This window comes from Pseudomonas agarici (genome assembly GCF_900109755.1).
GTDB classification, from domain to species: Bacteria; Pseudomonadota; Gammaproteobacteria; order Pseudomonadales; family Pseudomonadaceae; genus Aquipseudomonas; species Aquipseudomonas agarici.
The window spans coordinates 152,227-171,955 of the sequence record NZ_FOAR01000001.1; the positions used below are offsets into that span (position 1 = coordinate 152,227).

A 19,729-nucleotide genomic window follows, 5' to 3' on the forward strand; every position below is an offset into this window, starting at 1 on the left:
GTTACAGATCGCCATAACCCAACGAGCGCAGCGCTCGCTCGTCGTCGGACCAGCCGCCCTTCACCTTGACCCACAGGTTAAGCATGATCTTGGCGTCGAACAGCAGTTCCATGTCCTTGCGTGCCTCGGTGCCGATGCGCTTGATGCGCTCGCCCTTGTCACCAATGATGATCTTCTTCTGACCGTCACGTTCGACGAGGATCAGCGCATGGATATGCAAGGTCTTGCCTTGCTGCTTGAACTCTTCGATTTCCACGGTGATCTGGTAAGGCAGTTCCGCGCCTAGCTGGCGCATGATTTTCTCGCGCACCAACTCAGCGGCGAGGAAACGGCTGCTACGGTCGGTGATCTGGTCTTCCGGGAAGAAATGCTGATTTTCCGGCAGATGCTGGGCAATCAGGCCTTCCAGGGCATCGAGGTTATGCCCTTGCTGGGCGGAGATCGGCACGATCTGCGCGTTCGGCAACTGCTCCTGCAACCAGGTCAGATGCGGCATCAACTCGGCTTTGTCTTCGATTCGGTCCGTCTTGTTCAACGCGACAATCACCGGACCTTCGACGTACTGGATCCGCTCCAGGACCATCTGGTCCTCTTCGGTCCAGCGGGTGCGGTCGACGACAAAGATCACCACATCGACGTCTTTCAACGCCGCCGAGGCTGTCTTGTTCATGTAACGGTTCAGCGCCTTCTCGCCACCTTTGTGCATGCCTGGTGTGTCGACGTAGACCGCCTGGATGGTGCCCTCGGTCTTGATCCCGAGCATGTTGTGGCGGGTGGTTTGAGGCTTGCGCGAAGTGATCGCCAGCTTTTGTCCAAGAATATGGTTCAGCAGCGTGGATTTGCCCACGTTCGGCCGGCCAACGATGGCGACGTAGCCGCAGCGTGTTGCAGTTGAATCAGTCATTACCATTCTCCACGCCCAGGGCGATCAATGCAGCAGCGGCCGCTACCTGTTCGGCAATACGACGGCTCACGCCTTGTCCTCGGCTTTTTTCATTCAATAGAGTGATTTCGCATTCGACGAAGAACATCCGGCAATGCGGTTCACCTTGGATATCCACCACTTCGTAGCGCGGCAGTTCACAGGCACGCGACTGCAGGAATTCCTGCAAACGGGTCTTGGGGTCTTTGTTGGTGTCCACCAGCGTCAGGCTGTCGAACTCCGAGGTCAACCAGGCGAGCACACGCTCGCGGGCCATGTCCATGCCCGCGTCGAGATAGATCGCACCGATCAGCGCTTCCAGGGCATCGGCCAGGATCGACTCACGGCGAAAACCACCACTCTTCAACTCACCGGAGCCCAGACGCAGGTAATCGCCCAATTCGAAACCACGGGCCAGTACCGCCAGTGTTTCACCTTTTACCAGGCGTGCGCGCAAACGCGATAACTGGCCTTCACGGGCCTGTGGAAAGCGATCGAACAGCGCCTCACCGGCCACGAAGTTGAGAATTGCGTCACCGAGAAACTCCAGGCGCTCGTTGTTGCGCCCGGCAAAACTGCGATGAGTCAGGGCCAGGACCATCAGCTCCTGATCCTTGAAGGTATAGCCGAGCTGACGCTCGAGACGGCTCAAGGACACGGTCACGGTTTACCCACGCTGAATTCGTGGTCGAACTTGACCACCAGATCGATGTTTTGGATCAGTGGATCACGCTGCTCGTATTTCAAATGGGCGAGGAACCGATTGTTCTCCACCGTCACGCTTAACGCTTTGTTCAAATCCACATCCTGAATACTGTTGACCTGCATACCGCGGGCAACATGAGTGTAAAAGTCGCTGACGGTGATGACGCCCGCTACCTTGTCGGTTTCCACCGACATGATGATTTTCTTCATCGACAGGTAGTCGAGGTAATGTGGGACCAACTTGAATGCCGTGCTGGCGACAAAGGCAACCAGCGCCAGCGCCAACAACCAGCCAAAAAACGACAGACCTTTCTGGGAAGCGGCGGATTTCATCGTTGCTCTCATATTGTTCAAGCACCTGAAAAGCATTCGGCGCCGTATTCACAGCGCCGCTTGGGTTACTTGATCAGGCCGACCCGCGAGAAATTCGGCAGGTGGCTGAACTTCGGATCAGGCCAGCTCATCCAGACCGCGAAGGCCTTGCCGACGATATTCTCGTCGGGAACCATGCCCTGTTCCTCCTTGGGAATATTGGGATCATCCCAATAGCGACTGTCGTTGGAGTTGTCGCGGTTGTCGCCCATCATGAAATAGTGCCCGGCAGGCACTTTCCACTCATGGTCAGGCGGCGCGCGATAACGGCCCATCTCTTGACGGATCAGGTGTTCGGCGGCGCCCAGCTTCTCTTTGTAGATTTCGGCACTGCCGAGCATGCCGGGCTCGCTGCCCACCAGTTGCTGGGCCACGGACTCGCCGTTGACGAACAACTTCTTGTCGCTGGTGTAACGCACCACGTCACCCGGCAGCCCGACTACACGCTTGATGTAATTGACATTCGGATCGCTGGGGTAGCGAAACACCATCACATCGCCGCGCTTGGGATCACCCATCTGGATCACTTTCTTGTCGATCACCGGCAAGCGGATCCCATAGGAGAACTTGTTCACCAGGATGAAGTCACCGACATCCAGGGTCGGTTTCATCGAGCCGGATGGAATCTGGAACGGTTCGACCAGAAACGAGCGCAACACCAGCACGATGAATAGCACCGGGAAGAAGGATTTGCCGTACTCAACCAGCAAAGGCTCCTTGTTCAGCTTCTCGACCACCTCGGCCTCGGGCTGCGAGACGCTGCCCTGGTAGGTGGAGATCGCAGCACGCCGACGTGGCGCCAGAAAGACCAGATCGAGCAACGCCAACAAACCGCAGACGGCGACGGCGATAACCAGCAACAGCGGGAAATTGAGTGACATAGGACCTAACTATCCAACTTGAGCACCGCAAGGAAGGCTTCCTGTGGAATTTCCACGTTGCCTACTTGCTTCATGCGTTTTTTACCGGCCTTCTGCTTTTCCAACAGCTTGCGCTTGCGGCTAACGTCACCACCATAGCATTTGGCCAGTACGTTCTTTCTGAGCGCCTTGACAGTTGTGCGCGCCACGATCTGCCCGCCAATGGCGGCCTGGATGGCAACATCGAACATCTGACGAGGAATCAGTTCTTTCATCTTTTCGGTCAACGCACGCCCTTTGTAGTGCGCGTTGTCACGATGCACGATCAACGCCAAGGCGTCGACCCTCTCACCGTTGATCAGCACATCCAGCTTGACCAGATTAGCTGATTGGTAGCGATCGAAGTGATAATCCAGCGAGGCATAGCCGCGACTGGTGGATTTGAGGCGATCGAAAAAGTCCAGGACCACTTCGTTCATCGGCAGATCATAGGTGACTTGCACCTGCGAGCCGAGGAACAGCATGTCATGCTGGAGCCCGCGTTTTTCGACACACAGTGTAATGACGTTGCCCAGATGTTCCTGCGGTACCAGGATATTGGCCCGCACGATCGGTTCGCGCATGTCTTCGATGGCGGACAGGTCCGGCAGCTTGGACGGGTTGTCAACGTAGATAGTTTCGCCGTTCTTGAGCTTGAGCTCGAAGATGACCGTCGGCGCGGTGGTGATCAGGTCCAGGTCGTACTCGCGCTCCAGGCGCTCCTGGATGATCTCCATGTGCAGCATGCCGAGGAACCCGCAACGAAAGCCGAAGCCCAGGGCGTCGGAGCTTTCCGGCGTGTACTGCAGCGAGGAATCGTTCAACGTGAGCTTTTGCAGGGCTTCGCGAAAGTCTTCGAAATCGTCGGAGCTGACCGGGAACAGGCCGGCGTAAACCTGTGGCTGGATGCGTTTGAAGCCCGGCAGCACGTCGACATCGGGAGTGGTGCTCAGGGTCAGGGTATCCCCCACCGGCGCACCATGAATGTCCTTGATACCGGCGATGATAAAGCCCACTTCGCCAGCCTTCAGGTCGACGGTGGCGGTGTGCTTGGGATTGAACACGCCAACGCTGTCGACCAAGTGCATCTTGCCGGTGGACTTGACCAGGATCTTGTCGCCCTTCTTCACGCGACCGTGGCGCACGCGCACCAGGGATACCACGCCCAGGTAGTTGTCGAACCAGGAGTCGATGATCAACGCTTGCAGCGGATCTTCGATATTGCCGGTCGGTGCGGGGATCGTGGCGACCAGGCGCTCAAGTACCTCATCGACACCCAGGCCGGTCTTGGCGCTGCAGGTGACGGCGTCGGTGGCATCGATGCCGATGATTTTTTCGATTTCTTCCTTCACCCGCTCGGGCTCGGCCTGTGGCAGGTCGATCTTGTTCAGCACCGGCATGACTTCCAGGCCTTGCTCGATCGCCGTATAGCAGTTGGCGACGGATTGGGCCTCGACGCCCTGACCGGCGTCGACCACCAGCAATGCACCTTCACAGGCAGCCAAGGAACGGCTGACTTCGTAGGTGAAGTCGACGTGGCCTGGGGTATCGATGAAGTTCAACTGGTAGGTGATGCCGTCTTTGGCTTTGTAGTACAGGGTAACGCTGTGGGCCTTGATGGTGATCCCGCGCTCGCGCTCAAGGTCCATGGAGTCCAGCACCTGCGCTTCCATTTCGCGCTCGGCAAGGCCGCCGCACATCTGGATGAAGCGATCGGCCAGAGTCGACTTGCCATGGTCAATGTGGGCGATGATGGAGAAATTGCGGATATGACTCAAATCACTCACGGGTCAACACTCAAAAAGGTTGCAGGCAGACTGCCCGCCGAAAAATAGCCGGGAATTGTACCTGATGCGCGACCTAGGCGTCACGCTCACAGGCAAGGCGACTGGCACAAAAAAACCCTGCCAACCGGCAGAGGCTTTTTTTCGGCCAGCCTGACGTGGTTGGCAGCCTTATCCGGCACGACGCAACAGCCAGAGCCCGGCGACGGCACAGATTCCCGCCGGAACCAGCACCGCCAACAGCGGCGAAAAGCCGAATACCAGGCTCGACGGCCCCAGCAGATCCTGGGCGATACGGAAGGTGAAGCCCACCAGCACGCCGGTAAACACCCGCTGGCCCAAGGTCACCGAACGCAAAGGACCGAAGATGAACGAGATCGCCATCAGCACCAGCGCGCCCGTGACCAGTGGCTGCAGGATCTTGACCCAGAACGCCAACCAGTAACGGCCGTTGGCCAGCCCCTGCTCCGACAGGTAATGGATGTAACCCCACAGGCCGCTGATCGACAGTGCTTCGGGCACCATCACCACGGTACTCAGCAGATTCGGGCTAAGGGATACACCCCAGACCTCCTCCGCTGTATTGATGACCTCGGTGTGGTCACCCCGGAAATAGGTGGTGGTGACATCCGTCAGGTTCCAGTGATCTTTGTCGAAGCGGGCCTGCCTGGCGAAGCTCGACGACAGCAGATGCCGCTGCTCGTCAAAATGATAGCGAGTCACCCCATAGAGCAGCCCTTGGGGTTGCACGGCGTTGATATGGATGAACTCATCGCCCTGGCGATGCCACAGGCCATGCTTGGAGCTCTGGGCATCACCCGAACCCTGGGCCAGTGCACGATTGGCCTGGGCCTTGCTCTCGGTGACCGGTGCCACATACTCGCCCACCAACACGCCAACGATCATCAGCACCAACATCGGCTTCATCACCGCCCAGACGATACGCCCGACGGACACACCCGCTGCACGCATGATGGTCAGCTCGCTGTTGCTTGCCAGGCTGCCCAGGCCAATCAGGCAACCGATCAGGCCGGCCATCGGCAACATGTCGTAGACCCGACGAGGCGCCGTCAACGCGACAAAACCGAGGATATCGCCCCATGTGTAGGTGTCGCTGACATTGCCCATCTCGTCGATAAAGGCAAACAACGAGGCCAGGCCCAGAATAATCCCGAGCACCGCCAGGATCGCCAGGAATACCGTGCTGCCAATGTAGCGGTCGAGCTTAACCACGAGCCATCTCCTTCAGGTGGCGGCGACTCGCCAGCTTCAAACGCAACGGTTCCCAATACAGCAGCCCCAGGCCGATCACCAAGAACAACCCATGCACCCACCACAAGCCGAGCAGTGGCGACAGGTGGCCTTTCTCCAGCGAACCACGGGCGGAAATCAGCATGGTCAGGTACGCCATGTACAGCAAGATCGCCGGCAACAGCTTGAGAAAGCGACCCTGGCGCGGATTGACCCGCGACAGCGGCACCGCCATGAGGGTCACGATAAACACCAGCAGCGGCAACGACAGACGCCATTGCAGCTCGGCAATCGCCTTACGTTCGCTGCTACCCCACAGGTCGCGGGTCGCGAGGGCGTCGCGGTCGGTCACCTCGTTGCTGATTTCCGGTTTTTCCATCTGCACGCCATAGGTGTCATATTTGATCGAGCGATAATCTGCCTGCCCCGGACTGCCGTCATAGCGGTAGCCGTTCTCGAGAATCAGGTAACGATTACCGTCAGGCTTGACCTCCAGGCGCCCGTGATCGGCGACCAGCACCGAGATGCCACGGTCTTTCTTGTCCTGGCCGAGACGCTTTTCCGAAATGAACACGCCGCCCAGGCGGGTGCGGTCATCCGACAGCTTCTCCGTGTAGGTGATCCGCGAACCATCGTTCAGTGCCTGGAAGCGCCCTGGCTCCAAGGTGTCGAATTCAGTCAGGGCATCCTGCTTGTTGAGCACCAGTTGGAACTGGTACGCCCCTTGGGGCGCCAGGCTCAGGCTCAACCAGGCCACCAACAGAGCCACCAGCAGGGCCGGCGCCATGGTCATGCCGAGCAGCCGCCGCTGGCTCATGCCGGTGGCGGACAACACGGTCATTTCGCTTTCCAGGTACAACCGGCCATAGGCCAGCAAAATCCCGAGAAACAACCCCAACGGCAGAATCAGTTGTAGGAAACCAGGCAGGCGAAAGCCCATGATCAGGAACAATGCTCCCGGATCTAGCGCGCCCGAAGCGGCCTGGGCGAGGAACTTGACGAAGCGCCCGCTCATGGTGATCACCAGCAGCACGGCGCTGACGGCAGTCAATGTAACCAGGACTTCGCGAGACAGATAACGAAAGACGATCAAACCAGACACTCCAGGGTTGTCAGGCTAAGGCGGCCGAACAAGCAGGCAATCAACATCGGCCCACACGGTGGACCGCCTAAAAAGATGGCACATTATCCTGTGATTGACCGCCCCTGTCACTGCGCACGCTCAACCGCGCACGCAAAGCTGCAATGCAGGGTTGTCAGCGGCGGGCGGCGAGGTTCAAACTGCGGCCTTTGTCGCTTGCACGCTACCGCGCTGCCAAGCCACCCAACGCGGAGCGCACGCTCGGCGCCCACTGAACCTTTATTCAGGGACCCAGACATGGAACTGGTTGTAAAGAGCGTTAGCCCGGAAACGTTGAAAACCGCCACCCTGGTACTCGCTGTCGGCGAAGGCCGCAAACTGGGTACTGTCGCGCAGAAAGTCGATGAACTGACTGGCGGCGCCATCAGTGCGATCCTCAAGCGCGGCGACCTGGCCGGCAAGGTCGGCCAAAGCCTGCTATTACAGAGCCTGCCGAATCTGAAAGCCGAGCGTGTGTTGCTGGTGGGCGTGGGCAAAGACGCCGAGCTGGGCGACCGGCCATTTCGCAAGACCGTCGCCGGCATCCTCGGCACCCTCAAGGGCCTGGGTGGCAGCGATGCCGTGCTGGCCTTCGACGAACTGGTGGTCAAGGGCCGCGACAGCTACGGCAAAACCCGTCTCCTGGCACAAAGCCTACTGGATGGCGAATACAGTTTCGATGCCTATAAGAGCCAGAAAACCGATCCGCAGGCCCTGAAGAAAATCACCCTGGTCACCATCAAGGCCGCCCAAGCCGAAGTCGAGCGCGCCGTGACCCATGCCAAGGCAATCGCCAACGGCATGGCTTTTACTCGCGACCTGGGCAATACCCCGCCGAACATCTGCCACCCCATCTACCTCGCCGAGCAGGCCAAGCATCTGGGCAAGACCTACAAGGACCTGAAGGTCGAGATCTTCGACGAGAAGAAGATCAAGGAACTGGGCATGGGCTCGTTCTACGCGGTAGGCCAGGGCAGCGACCAACCACCACGCCTGATCGTCATGCAGTACCACGGCGGCAAGAAATCCGAGAAGCCGTTCGCCCTGGTCGGTAAAGGTATTACCTTCGACACCGGCGGCATCAGCCTCAAGCCAGGCGCCGCAATGGATGAAATGAAGTACGACATGGGCGGTGCCGCCAGCGTCTTCGGTACCCTGCAAGCCGTGCTGGAACTGAAGCTGGCGATCAACCTGGTGTGCATCCTGGCCTGCGCCGAAAACATGCCAAGCGGTGGTGCGAGCCGTCCGGGCGACATCGTCACCACCCTCAGCGGCCAAACCGTGGAAATTCTCAACACCGACGCCGAAGGCCGCCTGGTGTTGTGTGATGCCTTGACCTACGTCGAGCGTTTCAAGCCCCAGGCAGTGATCGATATCGCCACCCTGACCGGCGCCTGCATCGTTGCCCTCGGCGCCCACACTTCGGGCCTGCTGGGCAACAACGACGAACTGATCGAACAATTGCTGAACGCCGGTCGCCAGGCCGACGACCGCGCCTGGCAACTACCACTGTTCGATGAGTATCAGGAGCAACTGGACAGCCCGTTCGCCGACATCGCCAACATCGGCGGTCCGAAAGCCGGCACCATCACCGCCGCCTGCTTCCTTTCGCGCTTTACCAAGAACCTGAACTGGGCTCACCTGGACATCGCCGGCACGGCCTGGACCAGCGGCGGCAAGGACAAGGGCGCCACCGGTCGTCCGGTTCCCCTGCTGACCCAGTACCTGCTGGATCGCGCCAAGGCCTGACATTGCCGACCACGGCGTCCTCCTCGGCGGAGGATGGCGCCATGGCTCAGGAGCCTCTATGACCCAAGTCGACTTCTATATCCTGCCCAGCCCCGATCCTTCAGCGCGGCTGGACTTTGCCTGCAAACTGACCGAAAAAGCCTGGCGCCTGGGACACAAGGTTTACCTGCACTGCAGCGATGCCAGCCAGCGCGATGAGCTGGATGCCCGTCTGTGGCGTTTCAAAGGCGAGTGTTTTATCCCCCACGGCCCGGCGGAAAGCGAGCCCGAGGGCAGCGTGGTCCTGGGATTGGGCGAAGACCCCGGCACTCATCAGGACCTGCTGGTGAACCTCGACATGAAAGTACCGACCTTTGCCTCGCGCTTTGCCCGCGTGGCGGAAGTGGTGGTGGAGGACCCAGCGATCCGCCAGGCGGCGCGAGAGAGTTTCCGCTTCTACCGCGAACAGGGATATCCTCTGCAAGATCACCGTCTACAGCGATTTTGAGCACCCCGATGGACACGCCAAAACAACCACAAAAAGCTGCACCGCTACTTGATGAGCTCGAATCGATCCGCAAGTTGCTGGGCGATGACACCCTGCAGCCACCGCTGCTGACCGAAGCGGTGACCAACGAAGGGCAGATTCCGCTGTTATTCGACAGGGTGAGCAAAAAAGCCGAAGCCGACGCGCTCCCTGAGATCGCCCCCACCGTAGAAGCGCAACCGGCGCCCGTCGGCGTCGTGGCAGCGCAACCGCTGAAAACCAGTGGCCAAGACGCCCTGTTGCACCTGGACAGCGAATTGCGCGCCGCCGCGCAACTGATCATGCAGGATGTGATCGACGACTTCGCCCCGCACATCGAAACCGAGATCAAACGCCGCCTGGAAGCCCGGATGGAGCGCCTGCTGAGCCAGTATCCTTCCTGACGCATCTCGCCCACCTTGTGGAAGCAGGGCCTGTTCCAATACCCGTTGGCAAAAAAATCGACGCCGAGCGCGACCTCGTGGTGAGCGCGCTCGATTGCAAACTCTCTGAGCTGACCGAGACTGAAAAGCCAGCGCGCATATTTGTACCGCCAGCCCTCGCCTCACTCTACGCCCCGCGCAATATCCCCGTTATACTTGTCGGCTTTCCTGAATTAATGCCTAAGGGTCCCGCCGCGCATGGATAAGACCTACCAACCGCACGCCATTGAAACTTCCTGGTACCAGACTTGGGAGTCCGAGAATTACTTCGCCCCGCAAGGCGCGGGCGACTCCTACACCATCATGATCCCGCCGCCGAACGTCACCGGCAGCCTGCATATGGGTCACGGCTTCAACAACGCGATCATGGACGCCCTGATCCGTTTCCGCCGCATGCAGGGGCGCAACACCTTGTGGCAGCCAGGCACCGACCACGCGGGGATCGCCACACAGATGCTGGTGGAGCGCCAGCTCGAAGCCCAGGGCCAGAGCCGTCACGACCTGGGACGCGAGAAGTTTCTCGAGAAGGTATGGCAATGGAAGGATCAATCCGGCGGCAATATCAGCCGGCAGATCCGTCGCCTGGGCTCTTCGGTGGACTGGAGCCGCGAGCGCTTCACCATGGACGACGGTCTTTCGGAAGCCGTCAAGGAAGCGTTCGTGCGCCTGCACGAAGACGGTCTGATCTATCGCGGCAAGCGCCTGGTCAACTGGGACACCCAACTGCACACGGCGATTTCCGACCTTGAAGTGGAAAACCACGACGAGAAGGGTTTCCTGTGGAACCTGCGCTACCCGCTGGCCGATGGCGCCAAGACCGCTGAAGGCCTGGATTACCTGATCGTGGCAACCACTCGTCCGGAAACCATGCTTGGCGACGCCGCCGTCGCGGTCAACCCACAGGACGGACGCTACAAGGCGCTGATCGGTAAGTTCGTCGAACTGCCGCTGGTCGGCCGCCGTATCCCGATCATTGCCGACGATTACTGCGACCCTGAATTCGGCACCGGCTGCGTGAAGATCACCCCCGCCCACGACTTCAACGACTATGAAGTCGGCAAGCGCCACGCGCTGCCATTGCTGAACATCTTCGACAAGAACGCCCGCGTCCTGTCCGCCTGCCAGGTGTTCAACCTCGACGGCACGCTCAATGACAGCATCGACGGCAAGATCCCGGCGCAATACGCCGGCCTCGATCGGTTCGAAGCGCGTCGGCAGATCGTCGCCGCTTTCGACGCCGCCGGCCTGCTGGTCAGCGTTGACGACCACAATTTGAAAGTGCCGAAGGGCGATCGCTCCGGCACCATCATCGAACCATGGCTGACCGACCAATGGTATGTGTCGACCAAACCTTTGGCCGAACCGGCCATCGCCGCCGTGGAAGACGGCCGCATCGCCTTCGTGCCCAAACAGTATGAGAACATGTACTTCTCCTGGATGCGCGATATCCAGGATTGGTGCATCAGCCGCCAACTGTGGTGGGGCCACCGGATTCCGGCCTGGTACGACGAGTCGGGCAAGGTCTATGTCGGTCGCGATGAGGCCGAAGTCCGTGCCAAGCACAACCTCGGTCCGGATGTTGTCCTGCAACAGGACAACGACGTTCTCGACACCTGGTTCAGTTCGGGCCTGTGGACCTTCTCCACCCTGGGCTGGCCGCAGCAGACCGACGCCCTCAAAACCTTCCACTCCACCGATGTGCTGGTGACCGGCTTCGACATCATTTTCTTCTGGGTCGCCCGGATGATCATGCTGACCATGCATCTGGTGAAGAACGCGGACGGCACGCCGCAGGTTCCGTTCAAGACCGTGTACGTCCATGGCCTGGTGCGTGATGGCCAGGGCCAGAAGATGTCCAAGTCCAAGGGTAATGTCCTCGACCCGCTGGACATCATCGACGGTATCGAACTCGAAGCGCTGGTGCACAAACGCACCACCGGCCTGATGCAGCCTAAGTTGCAGAAGACCATCGAGAAGCAGACCCGCGCCGAGTTCGCCGAAGGTATCGCCAGCTATGGCACCGATGCCCTGCGCTTCACCTTCTGCTCACTGGCTTCCACCGGTCGCGACATCAAGTTCGACATGGGCCGCGTCGAAGGCTATCGCAACTTCTGTAACAAGATCTGGAACGCCGCTCGCTATGTGTTGGACAAAGGCGAAGACTGCGGCCAGAACGGTGAAGCCTACGAGCTGTCCCTGGCGGATCGCTGGATCATCTCGCAGTTGCAGCGCACCGAAGCCGAAGTGACCCGCCAGCTCGACCAGTTCCGCTTCGACCTCGCGGCTCAGGCCCTCTACGAGTTCATCTGGAACCAGTACTGCGACTGGTATCTGGAGCTGTCCAAGCCGGTCCTGTGGGACGAGAACGCACCGATCGAGCGCCATCGCGGCACCCGTCGCACGCTGGTGCGCGTGCTGGAAGTGGCCCTGCGCCTGGCACATCCGTTCATGCCGTTCATCACCGAGGAAATCTGGCAGCGCCTGGCGCCGCTGGTCGGCGCTGTCGGCCCGACCATCATGCTGCAACCGTGGCCGGTGGCCAGCGAAGCGCGTATCGACCCGGTTGCCGAAGACGATATCGAATGGCTCAAGGGCTTGATGCTCGGCGTGCGCAACATCCGCGCCGAGATGAATATCGGCCCGGGCAAACCATTGGCGTTGTTCCTGAAGAACCTCAACGAGCAAGACCTGCGTCGCCTGAACGAGAACGAGCAACTGCTGAAAAAGCTCGCCAAGCTCGAATCGATCACCGTGCTGGCTGCTGGCGACGAGGCCCCGCTGTCCGCTACCGCCCTGGTGGGCGAGATGGAAGTGCTGGTGCCGATGGCCGGGTTGATCGACAAGAGCGCCGAATTGGCCCGCCTGGACAAGGAAATCCTGCGCCTGCAAGGTGAAGTGCAACGGGTGGGCGGCAAGCTGTCGAATGCCGCGTTCGTCGACAAGGCGCCCGCCGAAGTCATCGACAAAGAGCGCGCCAAACTGGCCGAGGCCGAACAGGCCCTGGGCAAGCTGGCCGAGCAACATGCGCGGATTGCCAGCCTGTAAGGCTGATGTTTGACTGAAAAAGGACTCTGCGGAGTCCTTTTTCATGGGCACTACCGGTGAATATGGGACAATGCCTGCCCTTCAAGTCCTACCCGAATCGATCCTGCCCATGAACGCCCCGAGCCACCCCAAAGCCCCGCGCAAGAAGCCCAAGCCCGTCGCCTCGGTCAAGGCCGTCGAGCCACGCGAGAAAGCCAGCCTGCACCCACGCAACCGTCACCAGGGCCGCTATGACTTCCCGCAACTGATCAAGGGTTGCCCCGAACTGGGCAAGTTCGTCATCCTCAACCCCCATGGCAAGCAAAGCATCGACTTTGCCGACCCGGCCGCCGTGCGCGTGTTCAACCGGGCGCTGCTCAAGGCCTTCTACGGTATCCAGCACTGGGATATTCCCACCGACTTCCTCTGCCCACCGGTGCCGGGACGTGCCGATTATGTGCACTTTCTCGCCGACCTGCTGGCCGAAAGCAATGAAGGCAACATTCCTCGTGGCGCCGCCGTGCGCGTGTTGGATATCGGCGTCGGCGCCAACTGCATCTACCCATTGATCGGCCACAGCGACTATCGCTGGCAGTTCCTCGGCTCGGACATCGATACCACCGCGCTGGCGGCCGCCAAGGCAGTCGTCCAGTCCAACGGCTTGAACAAGGCCATCAGCCTGCGCCAGCAAGGCAATCCAAAGCACATCCTCAGTGGCCTGCTGGAAAGCACCGAGCGTTTTGAGCTGACAATGTGTAACCCGCCATTTCACGCCTCCCTGGACGAGGCCCGGAGCGGCAGCCGGCGCAAATGGCGCGCCCTGGGCAAGGCTGATCCCAAGCGCAAGCTGCCGGTGCTGAATTTTGGCGGCCAATCGGCGGAATTATGGTGTGAAGGTGGCGAAGCCCGCTTCGTCACCCAACTGATCAGCGAAAGCCCGCCGTTGGCGAACCAGGTGCTGTGGTTCAGCACCTTGGTATCCAAGGCCTCAAACCTGCCGGCCATCGACGTGGCACTGAAGAAGGTCGGCGCCGTGGAGAGCAAGGTGGTGGAAATGTCTCAGGGCCAGAAGCAGAGCCGTTTCATTGCCTGGACCTTCCACAACAAGGCCCAGCAACAAGCCTGGGCACGGCAGCACTGGAGCGCGGCTCGCGCCTGAGTCTTTCACCAGGCGAAAAAAAACCGCGCCCGGATCGCTCCGAAGCACGGTTGCGCTGCGTCTTACTTGTTAACCGCGTCAGTCAGAGCCTTAGCCACGACGAGCTTGATAACTTTCTTGGCAGCGATTTCGATGGCGGCGCCAGTCGAAGGGTTACGGCCAGTACGGGCAGGACGCTCGGTCACTTTCAGCTTGCCAACGCCTGGCAGAGTGATTTCGCCGCCATTTTCCAATTGATCAGCAACGATATCGGTCAGTTGCTCGAGAACCTTACGCACTTCAGTCTTCTGCAGAGCGGTAGCTTCGGCGATATCAGCGATCAGTTGGTCTTTAGTAATAGCCATTGAGATGTTCCTTCCCTATCAAATTCATTTGGATTGCAGAGTGCAGTGTCAGCCGTCGAGCCAAGTCTTGTGGACCTGACACCCCGCTGATAAACCACCACGGATCGCGGATGTAGATAACAAAAGCGGGGTTTGGTTCGACCTGATAGCTGCTGAATGCGCGCTTTGCGCCCTTACTGGGCGCAAGACGGGGCAAAACTAGCACAGAGACGGGGAAATATCCGCTTCTACCTAGCCATTTGGCCAGCTTTTGCTCCGGTTTTCGAAAAAAACTGCCAGAAACCGCCGCTCGACCCCGTTTGGCCTCGCGAACGCTGATTCCGTCCGCGTCTACGGTACACTGATAGCTTTTCCGGGGAGCTGCTGCTCCCCCTGACAATCAGCCGAGAAGCCCATGCCGATCCGTCATTGTATCGTCCACCTGATCGACAAGAAACCCGATGGCACACCTGCCGTACTCCACGCCCGCGACTCCGAATTGAGCGAGTCCCAGGCCATCGAACACATGCTGGCCGACCTCAACGAAAGCTATAACGCCAAGCAGGGCAAGGCCTGGGGTTTTTTTCACGCCGAGTCCGGCGCCCACCCTTTCAGCGGCTGGCTGAAAGAGTACCTGGATGGCGGCAGGGACTTTACCGCGTTCAGTCGGGTCGCCGTGGAGCACCTGCAGAAGCTGATGGAAGAGTCCAACCTCTCGGTCGGCGGCCATGTCCTGTTCGCCCACTATCAGCAAGGCATGACTGATTACCTGGCGATTGCCCTGTTGCACCACAGTGAAGGCGTGGCAGTGAATGCCGAGCTGGACGTCACCCCTTCCCGTCACCTGGACCTGGCCCAGTTGCACCTGGCTGCGCGCATCAACATTTCCGAGTGGCAGAACAACCAGCAATCCAAGCAATACATTTCCTTTATCAAGGGCAAGAACGGCAAGAAGGTCTCGGAGTACTTCCGCGACTTCATCGGCTGTCAGGAAGGTGTCGACGGTCCGGGTGAGACTCGGACACTGCTCAAGGCCTTCAGTGACTTCGTCGAAAGCGAAGACCTGCCCGAAGACGATGCCCGCGAGAAAACCAAGACTCTGGTGGACTACGCCAGCAGCCAGGCCAAGATGGGCGAACCCATGGGCCTGGAAGAGCTCTCGGGGCTGATCGACGAAGACCGCCCGCGGGCGTTCTACGAACATATCCGTAACAAGGATTATGGCTTGTCGCCGGAAATCCCAGCCGACAAACGCACCCTGAACCAGTTCCGTCGTTTCACCGGTCGCGCCGAAGGTCTGTCCATCAGTTTTGAAGCGCATCTGCTGGGCTCGAAGATCGAATATGACGAGGAAGCCGGGACCCTGATCATCAAGGGCCTGCCGACCCAGCTCACCGATCAGCTCAAGCGCCGCAAGGACTGAATCGTGCTCCATGGCATGTTGAAGAAATTCCTGCTAATCCTGCTGGTGGTCGTGGTCCATCAGAACTGGGGCAAGATCGAGCGGCTGCTCAATCTCGGTTCGGCGGTCCCCGAACAAACCCTGGCCAAGGCCCGAGTGACCCTCTATGCCACCGACTGGTGCGGCTACTGCAAGCCGACCCGACGTTTTCTCGACCAACAAGGGATTCCCTATAAGGAATTCGATATCGAGAAAAACGCCGAGGCGCGCAAGGCCTATACTGCCCTGGGCGGCGCGGGCATTCCCATGCTGGATGTCAACGGCACCTTGATCCGCGGTTATCAGCCGGAGGCGATCATCGCCGCCCTGAAATCCCCCCCCTAACGAGCCTCGATCTTGAACCCAAGGCGTGGAAAATGCACATGCACAACACCCGCGCGTTCATCTTCACGTCGCAGGATCAGTTCCTCGCACCCCGCAAACAGCAACTCGCCGACCACCGGATCAACACCGTAATCGGTTGCGGCAATTACCACCTCCTGACCGGCCTTGAAGCCGTTCGGGTCATTGAAGACTTCATCGGGGAGATCGGTTGGCGTGGCCTCCCGAGCGACCTGCAACGCTTCGTCCGCGCTCATGACATTCGAAGCGCCATGCCCGAACCTCATCACCCGAGCGAACCAGGCAGAGACAGCCGGATACTCGTCAACCAGCGGCGACGTGACAGGCGTGGCCTTGAGGAACCACAGCGAATGGGCCACTGCAATATCGGCAATGGATGGTTCGCCAAACAGGAAGTCACCCCCTTCACGCTGCAACTGCTGTTCCAGGCGCGCCATAAAGGTCGGCCACTGATGTTTGGCCTCTTCCAGGCGCACCCGCGTGGCCGAACCACCACTGAAAAGGCCGGCGCGATCAGCCTTGAAGACCTCGAGCTGCTCCGCGGACAATCGGGCAAAACGCACCGCCGCCGACTCCGGCTGGAAGACCAGGCTCGCCGCGTGCCTGAACAGTACCGAGTCGGCCCAAGCGGCGAAAGTCGCCACGACCATTTCCCGCCCTTCGGGGAACAGCGTCGGCGAAGCCTTTTGTTGTTCGAGACGCCGAGCGATCAGCTCGGTATCGCAATAGATATCCGCGCCCACCTGTAACACCGGCGTCTTGCGATAGCCACCGGTCAATGCCGTCAGATCCGGCTTGGGCATCACCGGCGAAATAGTCACCGAACGCCAGGACAGACCCTTGAACCCCAGCAGCAGCCGGGCCTTTTCGGCGAAAGGAGAAGTGGCATAGTGGTGAAGAATCAACTCAGACATGCTGGCGTCCCTCGGACAGATAGGAACTCGCAGCTTAGCCCGCAAGTCGCAGGCAGCCTACCTGGGTGGCCTGATGTCGCCTTAGCACTGGTATCAATGACAGGCCAGCCTGTTTGTGATGGGCGCCGAAAGACGCCCTTTGTCATTTTTGGCTAGCCGAAAAGTCCTTCAGGCTGAAACTCGCCGCCAAGTGTTCCTTGGCACTTTTTCGCAATTTCTTGATCAGGCGTTCCTGGCGCAAGGCCTCGCCCTTGTCCCCGCATGCCTCGACATACACCAGCGCCACTGCTGGGCTCGACTGGAAGAAGCGCGCGCCCTTACCGCTCTGGTGCGAAGCAAAGCGCCTTTGGGGATCATCGCTGATGCCGCAATACAGCGAGCCGTTGGCTGCCCGGACCAGATAGACAAACCAGGGCTTGGCAACTTCAGTGACGGCAATCGGCGCTTGGCAGGTGTTCACGTGACAACAGAACTCGGTGGCAGCGGGGCCGGCATTTTAGCAGACCTTAGCGGCTCGCCTGGAATCCCTTCAAACCGTATAGCGCGAGGTACTTCAGAGTTTTTCGCTGCTGACCTGCACATAGCGCGCCCGACCGGCGCCAAGGCCGGCAATGATGGCACCTAGACCGATCACGCCGAAGATCCAGCCCAGTGTCTGCCAGCTACCCGTGAAATCATGCACCAACCCCACCGCGAACGGCCCCATGGAAGCCAGGGTGTAACCGACACCCTGGGCCATGCTCGACAGGTTTGCCGCCACATGGGCATCCCGTGAGCGCAGCACGATCAGGGTCAGCGCCAGGCTGAAAGTGCCACCCTGCCCCAGTCCCAGCAGGATCGCCCAGCCCCACAGCCCATCGAGCGGCGCATACAGGCAACCGAACAGACCGCCCAGGGTCAGCAGCATGACCACCAGGATCGCCAGACGCTGGTCTTTGCCACGGGTCGCCAGCCAGGGCGCGACCAATGAGCTGGCCAATTGCAGGAGGATCGAACCGGACAGCACGATCCCCGCCTGGGTCGCCGTCAGGCCGCGACCGATCAGCACCGAAGGCAGCCAACCAAAGACAATATAGGCCAAGGACGATTGCAGTCCCATGTACAACGTCACCTGCCAGGCCAGGGGATCGCGCAACAGACCGCGCACGCGATACCCCGCCCGATGGGCGCCGTGCTTGCTGCCGACCTGTGGCAACCACAGTAGCGCCGCCACCAACGCGGGGATCACCCAGAAGCCCAGGCCCAGCGACCAACTGTTACCCAGGTGCTGGCTCAGTGGTACCGTCGCCCCCGCCGCCATCGCGGCGCCCAAGCACAGGGCCATGGTGTAGACCCCGGTCATGGTCCCGGCCTGTTTGGCAAAGTCGCGCTTGACGATTCCCGGCAACAGGACACCGATCACCCCGATACTCGCGCCCGCCATGATGCTGCCAGCAAACAAACCGAACTCGCCGAAAGAACTGCGCACGATCAGGCCAGCCGCCAGGGTCAACAGAATCCCCAGCACGACCCGCTCACTGCCAAAGCGTCGTGCCAACACTGGCGCCAAGGGTGCAAACAGCCCCAGGCAAAGCACCGGCAAGGTAGTCAGCAAGCCGGCTCTGGCCGACGACAGACCCAGGCTGCGGGACACCTCGCTGAGCATCGGTGCCATGCTCGACAGCGCGGGACGCAGATTAAGGGCCACCAGGATCAGCCCCAACAATAACAACCAGGGACGGCGCAGCAACGGTTGCCCCTGCTGGACGCTGGCGTCATCGGCTTCGGCATCGATCAGCAGCTTGTCGAGCTCCGACGACTGGACGGGCGTGGGTGTATCGGTAGCTGAAAAAGAACGGGGCATAGTGCTCTCGGATTCAAGGTTCATTGATCAAAGTCCGGCACAGGGCCTTGGCACGTTCCGGGTCGCGCTGCTCGACCGCCTCGAGCAAGGCGACATGCAGATCGAACACCGATTGGCGACGGGGCGTGATATCCAGCGTCTGGTGCAGCGCACCGGCAATCACACTGGAAAAATAACGATACAGCTCGCTGAGCATCGGGTTGTGTGCAGCGTCGATGAGGCGTTGGTGAAACACCAGGTCGCAGGCGATATAGTTGTCGAGGTCGCCGTGATAGTGATCACCACTGATCGCCAGGGCCTCGCGCAGGCCTCTGAGGTCCTCGTCGGTGCGGCGCAGGGCCGCCAGGCCAACAGCCTCGACTTCAAAACTGTGCCGCGTCTCACGGGCCTGATCCAAGGAACAGCGCGACAGCGCTTGCATGGTGGCTAACGGATCGGTGCTAGCGCGCAGGTAGCTGCCGTCACCCTGACGGATCTCGATCAACCCGGAAAACGCCAGCACGCGCATCGCCTCGCGCACGGTATTGCGGCTGATACCCAGCTCGGCAGCCAGCTCCGGCTCGGTCGGCAAACGCTCGCCCACGACCCAGGTGCCAAGGGTAATACGTTCACGCAATTGCTCCAGAGCCTGGTCAACCAGGGAACGCTTGATCAGGGGAATGCTGGAAGACATGGAATTGGCCTTAACATCCAATCATCGGATGAGTTTACAAATAGCCTATCCCAGATCCCGTAATGAGCTCAAGGGTTAACGATTCCTACAACCCACGCAGAAGATGCCATCTATCTAAAAATTACCCTTCAATGCTCATTGGCCACCCGTCAATTGCGTCTGCTCGCCTGCTTTCGCCTTGCCTGCGCTCGAAAACATTTCGTGCAGACCCATTGGCCTGTGTGGTTAGTTCCGTTAGC

At 59.9% G+C, this 19,729-nt stretch carries 19 protein-coding genes; 7 read left to right on the forward strand and 12 right to left on the reverse strand.

The features are described from left to right. Position 1 precedes the first annotated feature (1 nt). The 7 genes from era to lptF all read right to left on the reverse strand — a co-directional run bounded on the left by era (position 2) and on the right by lptF (position 7,026). Positions 2–904, reverse strand: coding sequence for a GTPase Era (gene era, locus BMX68_RS00655; protein WP_017130780.1), 903 nt, complete (start codon positions 902–904; stop codon positions 2–4). Continuing rightward, positions 897–1,586: a ribonuclease III gene (rnc, locus tag BMX68_RS00660; RefSeq protein WP_017130779.1), complete on the reverse strand. Its 690-nt coding sequence runs from the start codon at positions 1,584–1,586 to the stop codon at positions 897–899. The genes era and rnc overlap by 8 nt, the downstream gene beginning before the upstream one ends. Further along, positions 1,583–1,960, reverse strand: a complete 378-nt coding sequence (locus BMX68_RS00665) for a DUF4845 domain-containing protein (protein WP_017130778.1) — start codon at positions 1,958–1,960, stop codon at positions 1,583–1,585. The genes rnc and BMX68_RS00665 overlap by 4 nt, the downstream gene beginning before the upstream one ends. A 65-nt stretch (positions 1,961–2,025) precedes the next feature. Beyond that, complete coding sequence (gene lepB, locus BMX68_RS00670; protein WP_017130777.1) at positions 2,026–2,880, reverse strand: signal peptidase I; 855 nt, start codon at positions 2,878–2,880, stop codon at positions 2,026–2,028. A 5-nt stretch (positions 2,881–2,885) separates the two neighbouring features. After that, positions 2,886–4,685 (reverse strand): translation elongation factor 4, encoded by a 1,800-nt coding sequence (gene lepA, locus BMX68_RS00675; RefSeq protein ID WP_017130776.1) that lies wholly within the window; start codon positions 4,683–4,685, stop codon positions 2,886–2,888. A 168-nt stretch (positions 4,686–4,853) separates the two neighbouring features. Continuing rightward, positions 4,854–5,915: an LPS export ABC transporter permease LptG gene (lptG, locus tag BMX68_RS00680; RefSeq protein ID WP_060782181.1), complete on the reverse strand. Its 1,062-nt coding sequence runs from the start codon at positions 5,913–5,915 to the stop codon at positions 4,854–4,856. Continuing rightward, positions 5,908–7,026, reverse strand: coding sequence for an LPS export ABC transporter permease LptF (gene lptF, locus BMX68_RS00685; protein ID WP_017130775.1), 1,119 nt, complete (start codon positions 7,024–7,026; stop codon positions 5,908–5,910). Before lptF ends, lptG begins: the two co-directional genes overlap by 8 nt. A 285-nt stretch (positions 7,027–7,311) precedes the next feature. On the opposite strand from lptF, the gene BMX68_RS00690 reads away from it, so the two are divergent. From BMX68_RS00690 to rlmF, 5 genes are all read left to right on the forward strand, one after another. Further along, positions 7,312–8,802, forward strand: coding sequence for a leucyl aminopeptidase (locus BMX68_RS00690; protein ID WP_017130774.1), 1,491 nt, complete (start codon positions 7,312–7,314; stop codon positions 8,800–8,802). 58 nt (positions 8,803–8,860) lie between these two features. After that, entirely contained in the window at positions 8,861–9,289 is a 429-nt protein-coding gene (locus tag BMX68_RS00695; RefSeq protein WP_017130773.1) for a DNA polymerase III subunit chi, read from the forward strand. Between the two features lie 8 nt (positions 9,290–9,297). Then, the gene (locus tag BMX68_RS00700) at positions 9,298–9,711 is read left to right on the forward strand and encodes a hypothetical protein (protein WP_017130772.1); all 414 of its coding nucleotides are present in this window, start codon (positions 9,298–9,300) and stop codon (positions 9,709–9,711) included. Between the two features lie 237 nt (positions 9,712–9,948). Then, on the forward strand, positions 9,949–12,795 hold the full coding sequence (locus BMX68_RS00705; RefSeq protein ID WP_017130771.1) for a valine--tRNA ligase: 2,847 nt from the start codon (positions 9,949–9,951) through the stop codon (positions 12,793–12,795). A gap of 109 nt (positions 12,796–12,904) precedes the next feature. Beyond that, on the forward strand, positions 12,905–13,933 hold the full coding sequence (gene rlmF, locus BMX68_RS00710) for a 23S rRNA (adenine(1618)-N(6))-methyltransferase RlmF (RefSeq protein ID WP_017130770.1): 1,029 nt from the start codon (positions 12,905–12,907) through the stop codon (positions 13,931–13,933). 62 nt (positions 13,934–13,995) lie between these two features. Here rlmF and BMX68_RS00715 read toward each other — a convergent pair whose 3' ends face one another. After that, the gene (locus BMX68_RS00715; protein WP_010445708.1) at positions 13,996–14,277 is read right to left on the reverse strand and encodes an HU family DNA-binding protein; all 282 of its coding nucleotides are present in this window, start codon (positions 14,275–14,277) and stop codon (positions 13,996–13,998) included. Between the two features lie 394 nt (positions 14,278–14,671). Here BMX68_RS00715 and yejK point away from each other — a divergent pair, with 394 nt between their 5' ends. Beyond that, positions 14,672–15,679, forward strand: a complete 1,008-nt coding sequence (yejK, locus tag BMX68_RS00720; RefSeq protein ID WP_017130769.1) for a nucleoid-associated protein YejK — start codon at positions 14,672–14,674, stop codon at positions 15,677–15,679. Positions 15,680–15,682: 3 nt separating this feature from the next. Further along, positions 15,683–16,042 carry a glutaredoxin family protein gene (locus BMX68_RS00725; protein ID WP_026013046.1) on the forward strand — a complete coding sequence of 120 codons (360 nt, stop codon included), beginning with the start codon at positions 15,683–15,685 and terminating at the stop codon, positions 16,040–16,042. Here BMX68_RS00725 and BMX68_RS00730 read toward each other — a convergent pair. From BMX68_RS00730 to BMX68_RS00745, 4 genes are all read right to left on the reverse strand, one after another. Next, positions 16,039–16,974 (reverse strand): glutathione S-transferase family protein, encoded by a 936-nt coding sequence (locus BMX68_RS00730; RefSeq protein ID WP_017130767.1) that lies wholly within the window; start codon positions 16,972–16,974, stop codon positions 16,039–16,041. The genes BMX68_RS00725 and BMX68_RS00730 overlap by 4 nt on opposite strands. Before the next feature lie 142 nt (positions 16,975–17,116). Beyond that, positions 17,117–17,434, reverse strand: a complete 318-nt coding sequence (locus tag BMX68_RS00735) for a GIY-YIG nuclease family protein (RefSeq protein ID WP_017130766.1) — start codon at positions 17,432–17,434, stop codon at positions 17,117–17,119. A gap of 93 nt (positions 17,435–17,527) precedes the next feature. Then, positions 17,528–18,841, reverse strand: coding sequence for a CynX/NimT family MFS transporter (locus BMX68_RS00740; RefSeq protein WP_017130765.1), 1,314 nt, complete (start codon positions 18,839–18,841; stop codon positions 17,528–17,530). Next, on the reverse strand, positions 18,831–19,490 hold the full coding sequence (locus BMX68_RS00745; protein ID WP_017130764.1) for a FadR/GntR family transcriptional regulator: 660 nt from the start codon (positions 19,488–19,490) through the stop codon (positions 18,831–18,833). The genes BMX68_RS00740 and BMX68_RS00745 overlap by 11 nt, the downstream gene beginning before the upstream one ends. Positions 19,491–19,729 lie beyond the last annotated feature (239 nt).

Bases quoted from the DNA above. Each gene is read 5' to 3' on its own strand.
- era (WP_017130780.1), bottom strand. From the start codon at position 904: ATGACTGATTCAACTGCAACACGCTGCGGCTACGTCGCCATCGTTGGC.
- BMX68_RS00665 (WP_017130778.1), bottom strand. From the start codon at position 1,960: ATGAAATCCGCCGCTTCCCAGAAAGGTCTGTCGTTTTTTGGCTGGTTG.
- lepB (WP_017130777.1), bottom strand. From the start codon at position 2,880: ATGTCACTCAATTTCCCGCTGTTGCTGGTTATCGCCGTCGCCGTCTGC.
- BMX68_RS00690 (WP_017130774.1), top strand. From the start codon at position 7,312: ATGGAACTGGTTGTAAAGAGCGTTAGCCCGGAAACGTTGAAAACCGCC.
- BMX68_RS00695 (WP_017130773.1), top strand. From the start codon at position 8,861: ATGACCCAAGTCGACTTCTATATCCTGCCCAGCCCCGATCCTTCAGCG.
- BMX68_RS00700 (WP_017130772.1), top strand. From the start codon at position 9,298: ATGGACACGCCAAAACAACCACAAAAAGCTGCACCGCTACTTGATGAG.
- BMX68_RS00705 (WP_017130771.1), top strand. From the start codon at position 9,949: ATGGATAAGACCTACCAACCGCACGCCATTGAAACTTCCTGGTACCAG.
- rlmF (WP_017130770.1), top strand. From the start codon at position 12,905: ATGAACGCCCCGAGCCACCCCAAAGCCCCGCGCAAGAAGCCCAAGCCC.
- BMX68_RS00715 (WP_010445708.1), bottom strand. From the start codon at position 14,277: ATGGCTATTACTAAAGACCAACTGATCGCTGATATCGCCGAAGCTACC.
- yejK (WP_017130769.1), top strand. From the start codon at position 14,672: ATGCCGATCCGTCATTGTATCGTCCACCTGATCGACAAGAAACCCGAT.
- BMX68_RS00730 (WP_017130767.1), bottom strand. From the start codon at position 16,974: ATGTCTGAGTTGATTCTTCACCACTATGCCACTTCTCCTTTCGCCGAA.
- BMX68_RS00740 (WP_017130765.1), bottom strand. From the start codon at position 18,841: ATGAACCTTGAATCCGAGAGCACTATGCCCCGTTCTTTTTCAGCTACC.
- BMX68_RS00745 (WP_017130764.1), bottom strand. From the start codon at position 19,490: ATGTCTTCCAGCATTCCCCTGATCAAGCGTTCCCTGGTTGACCAGGCT.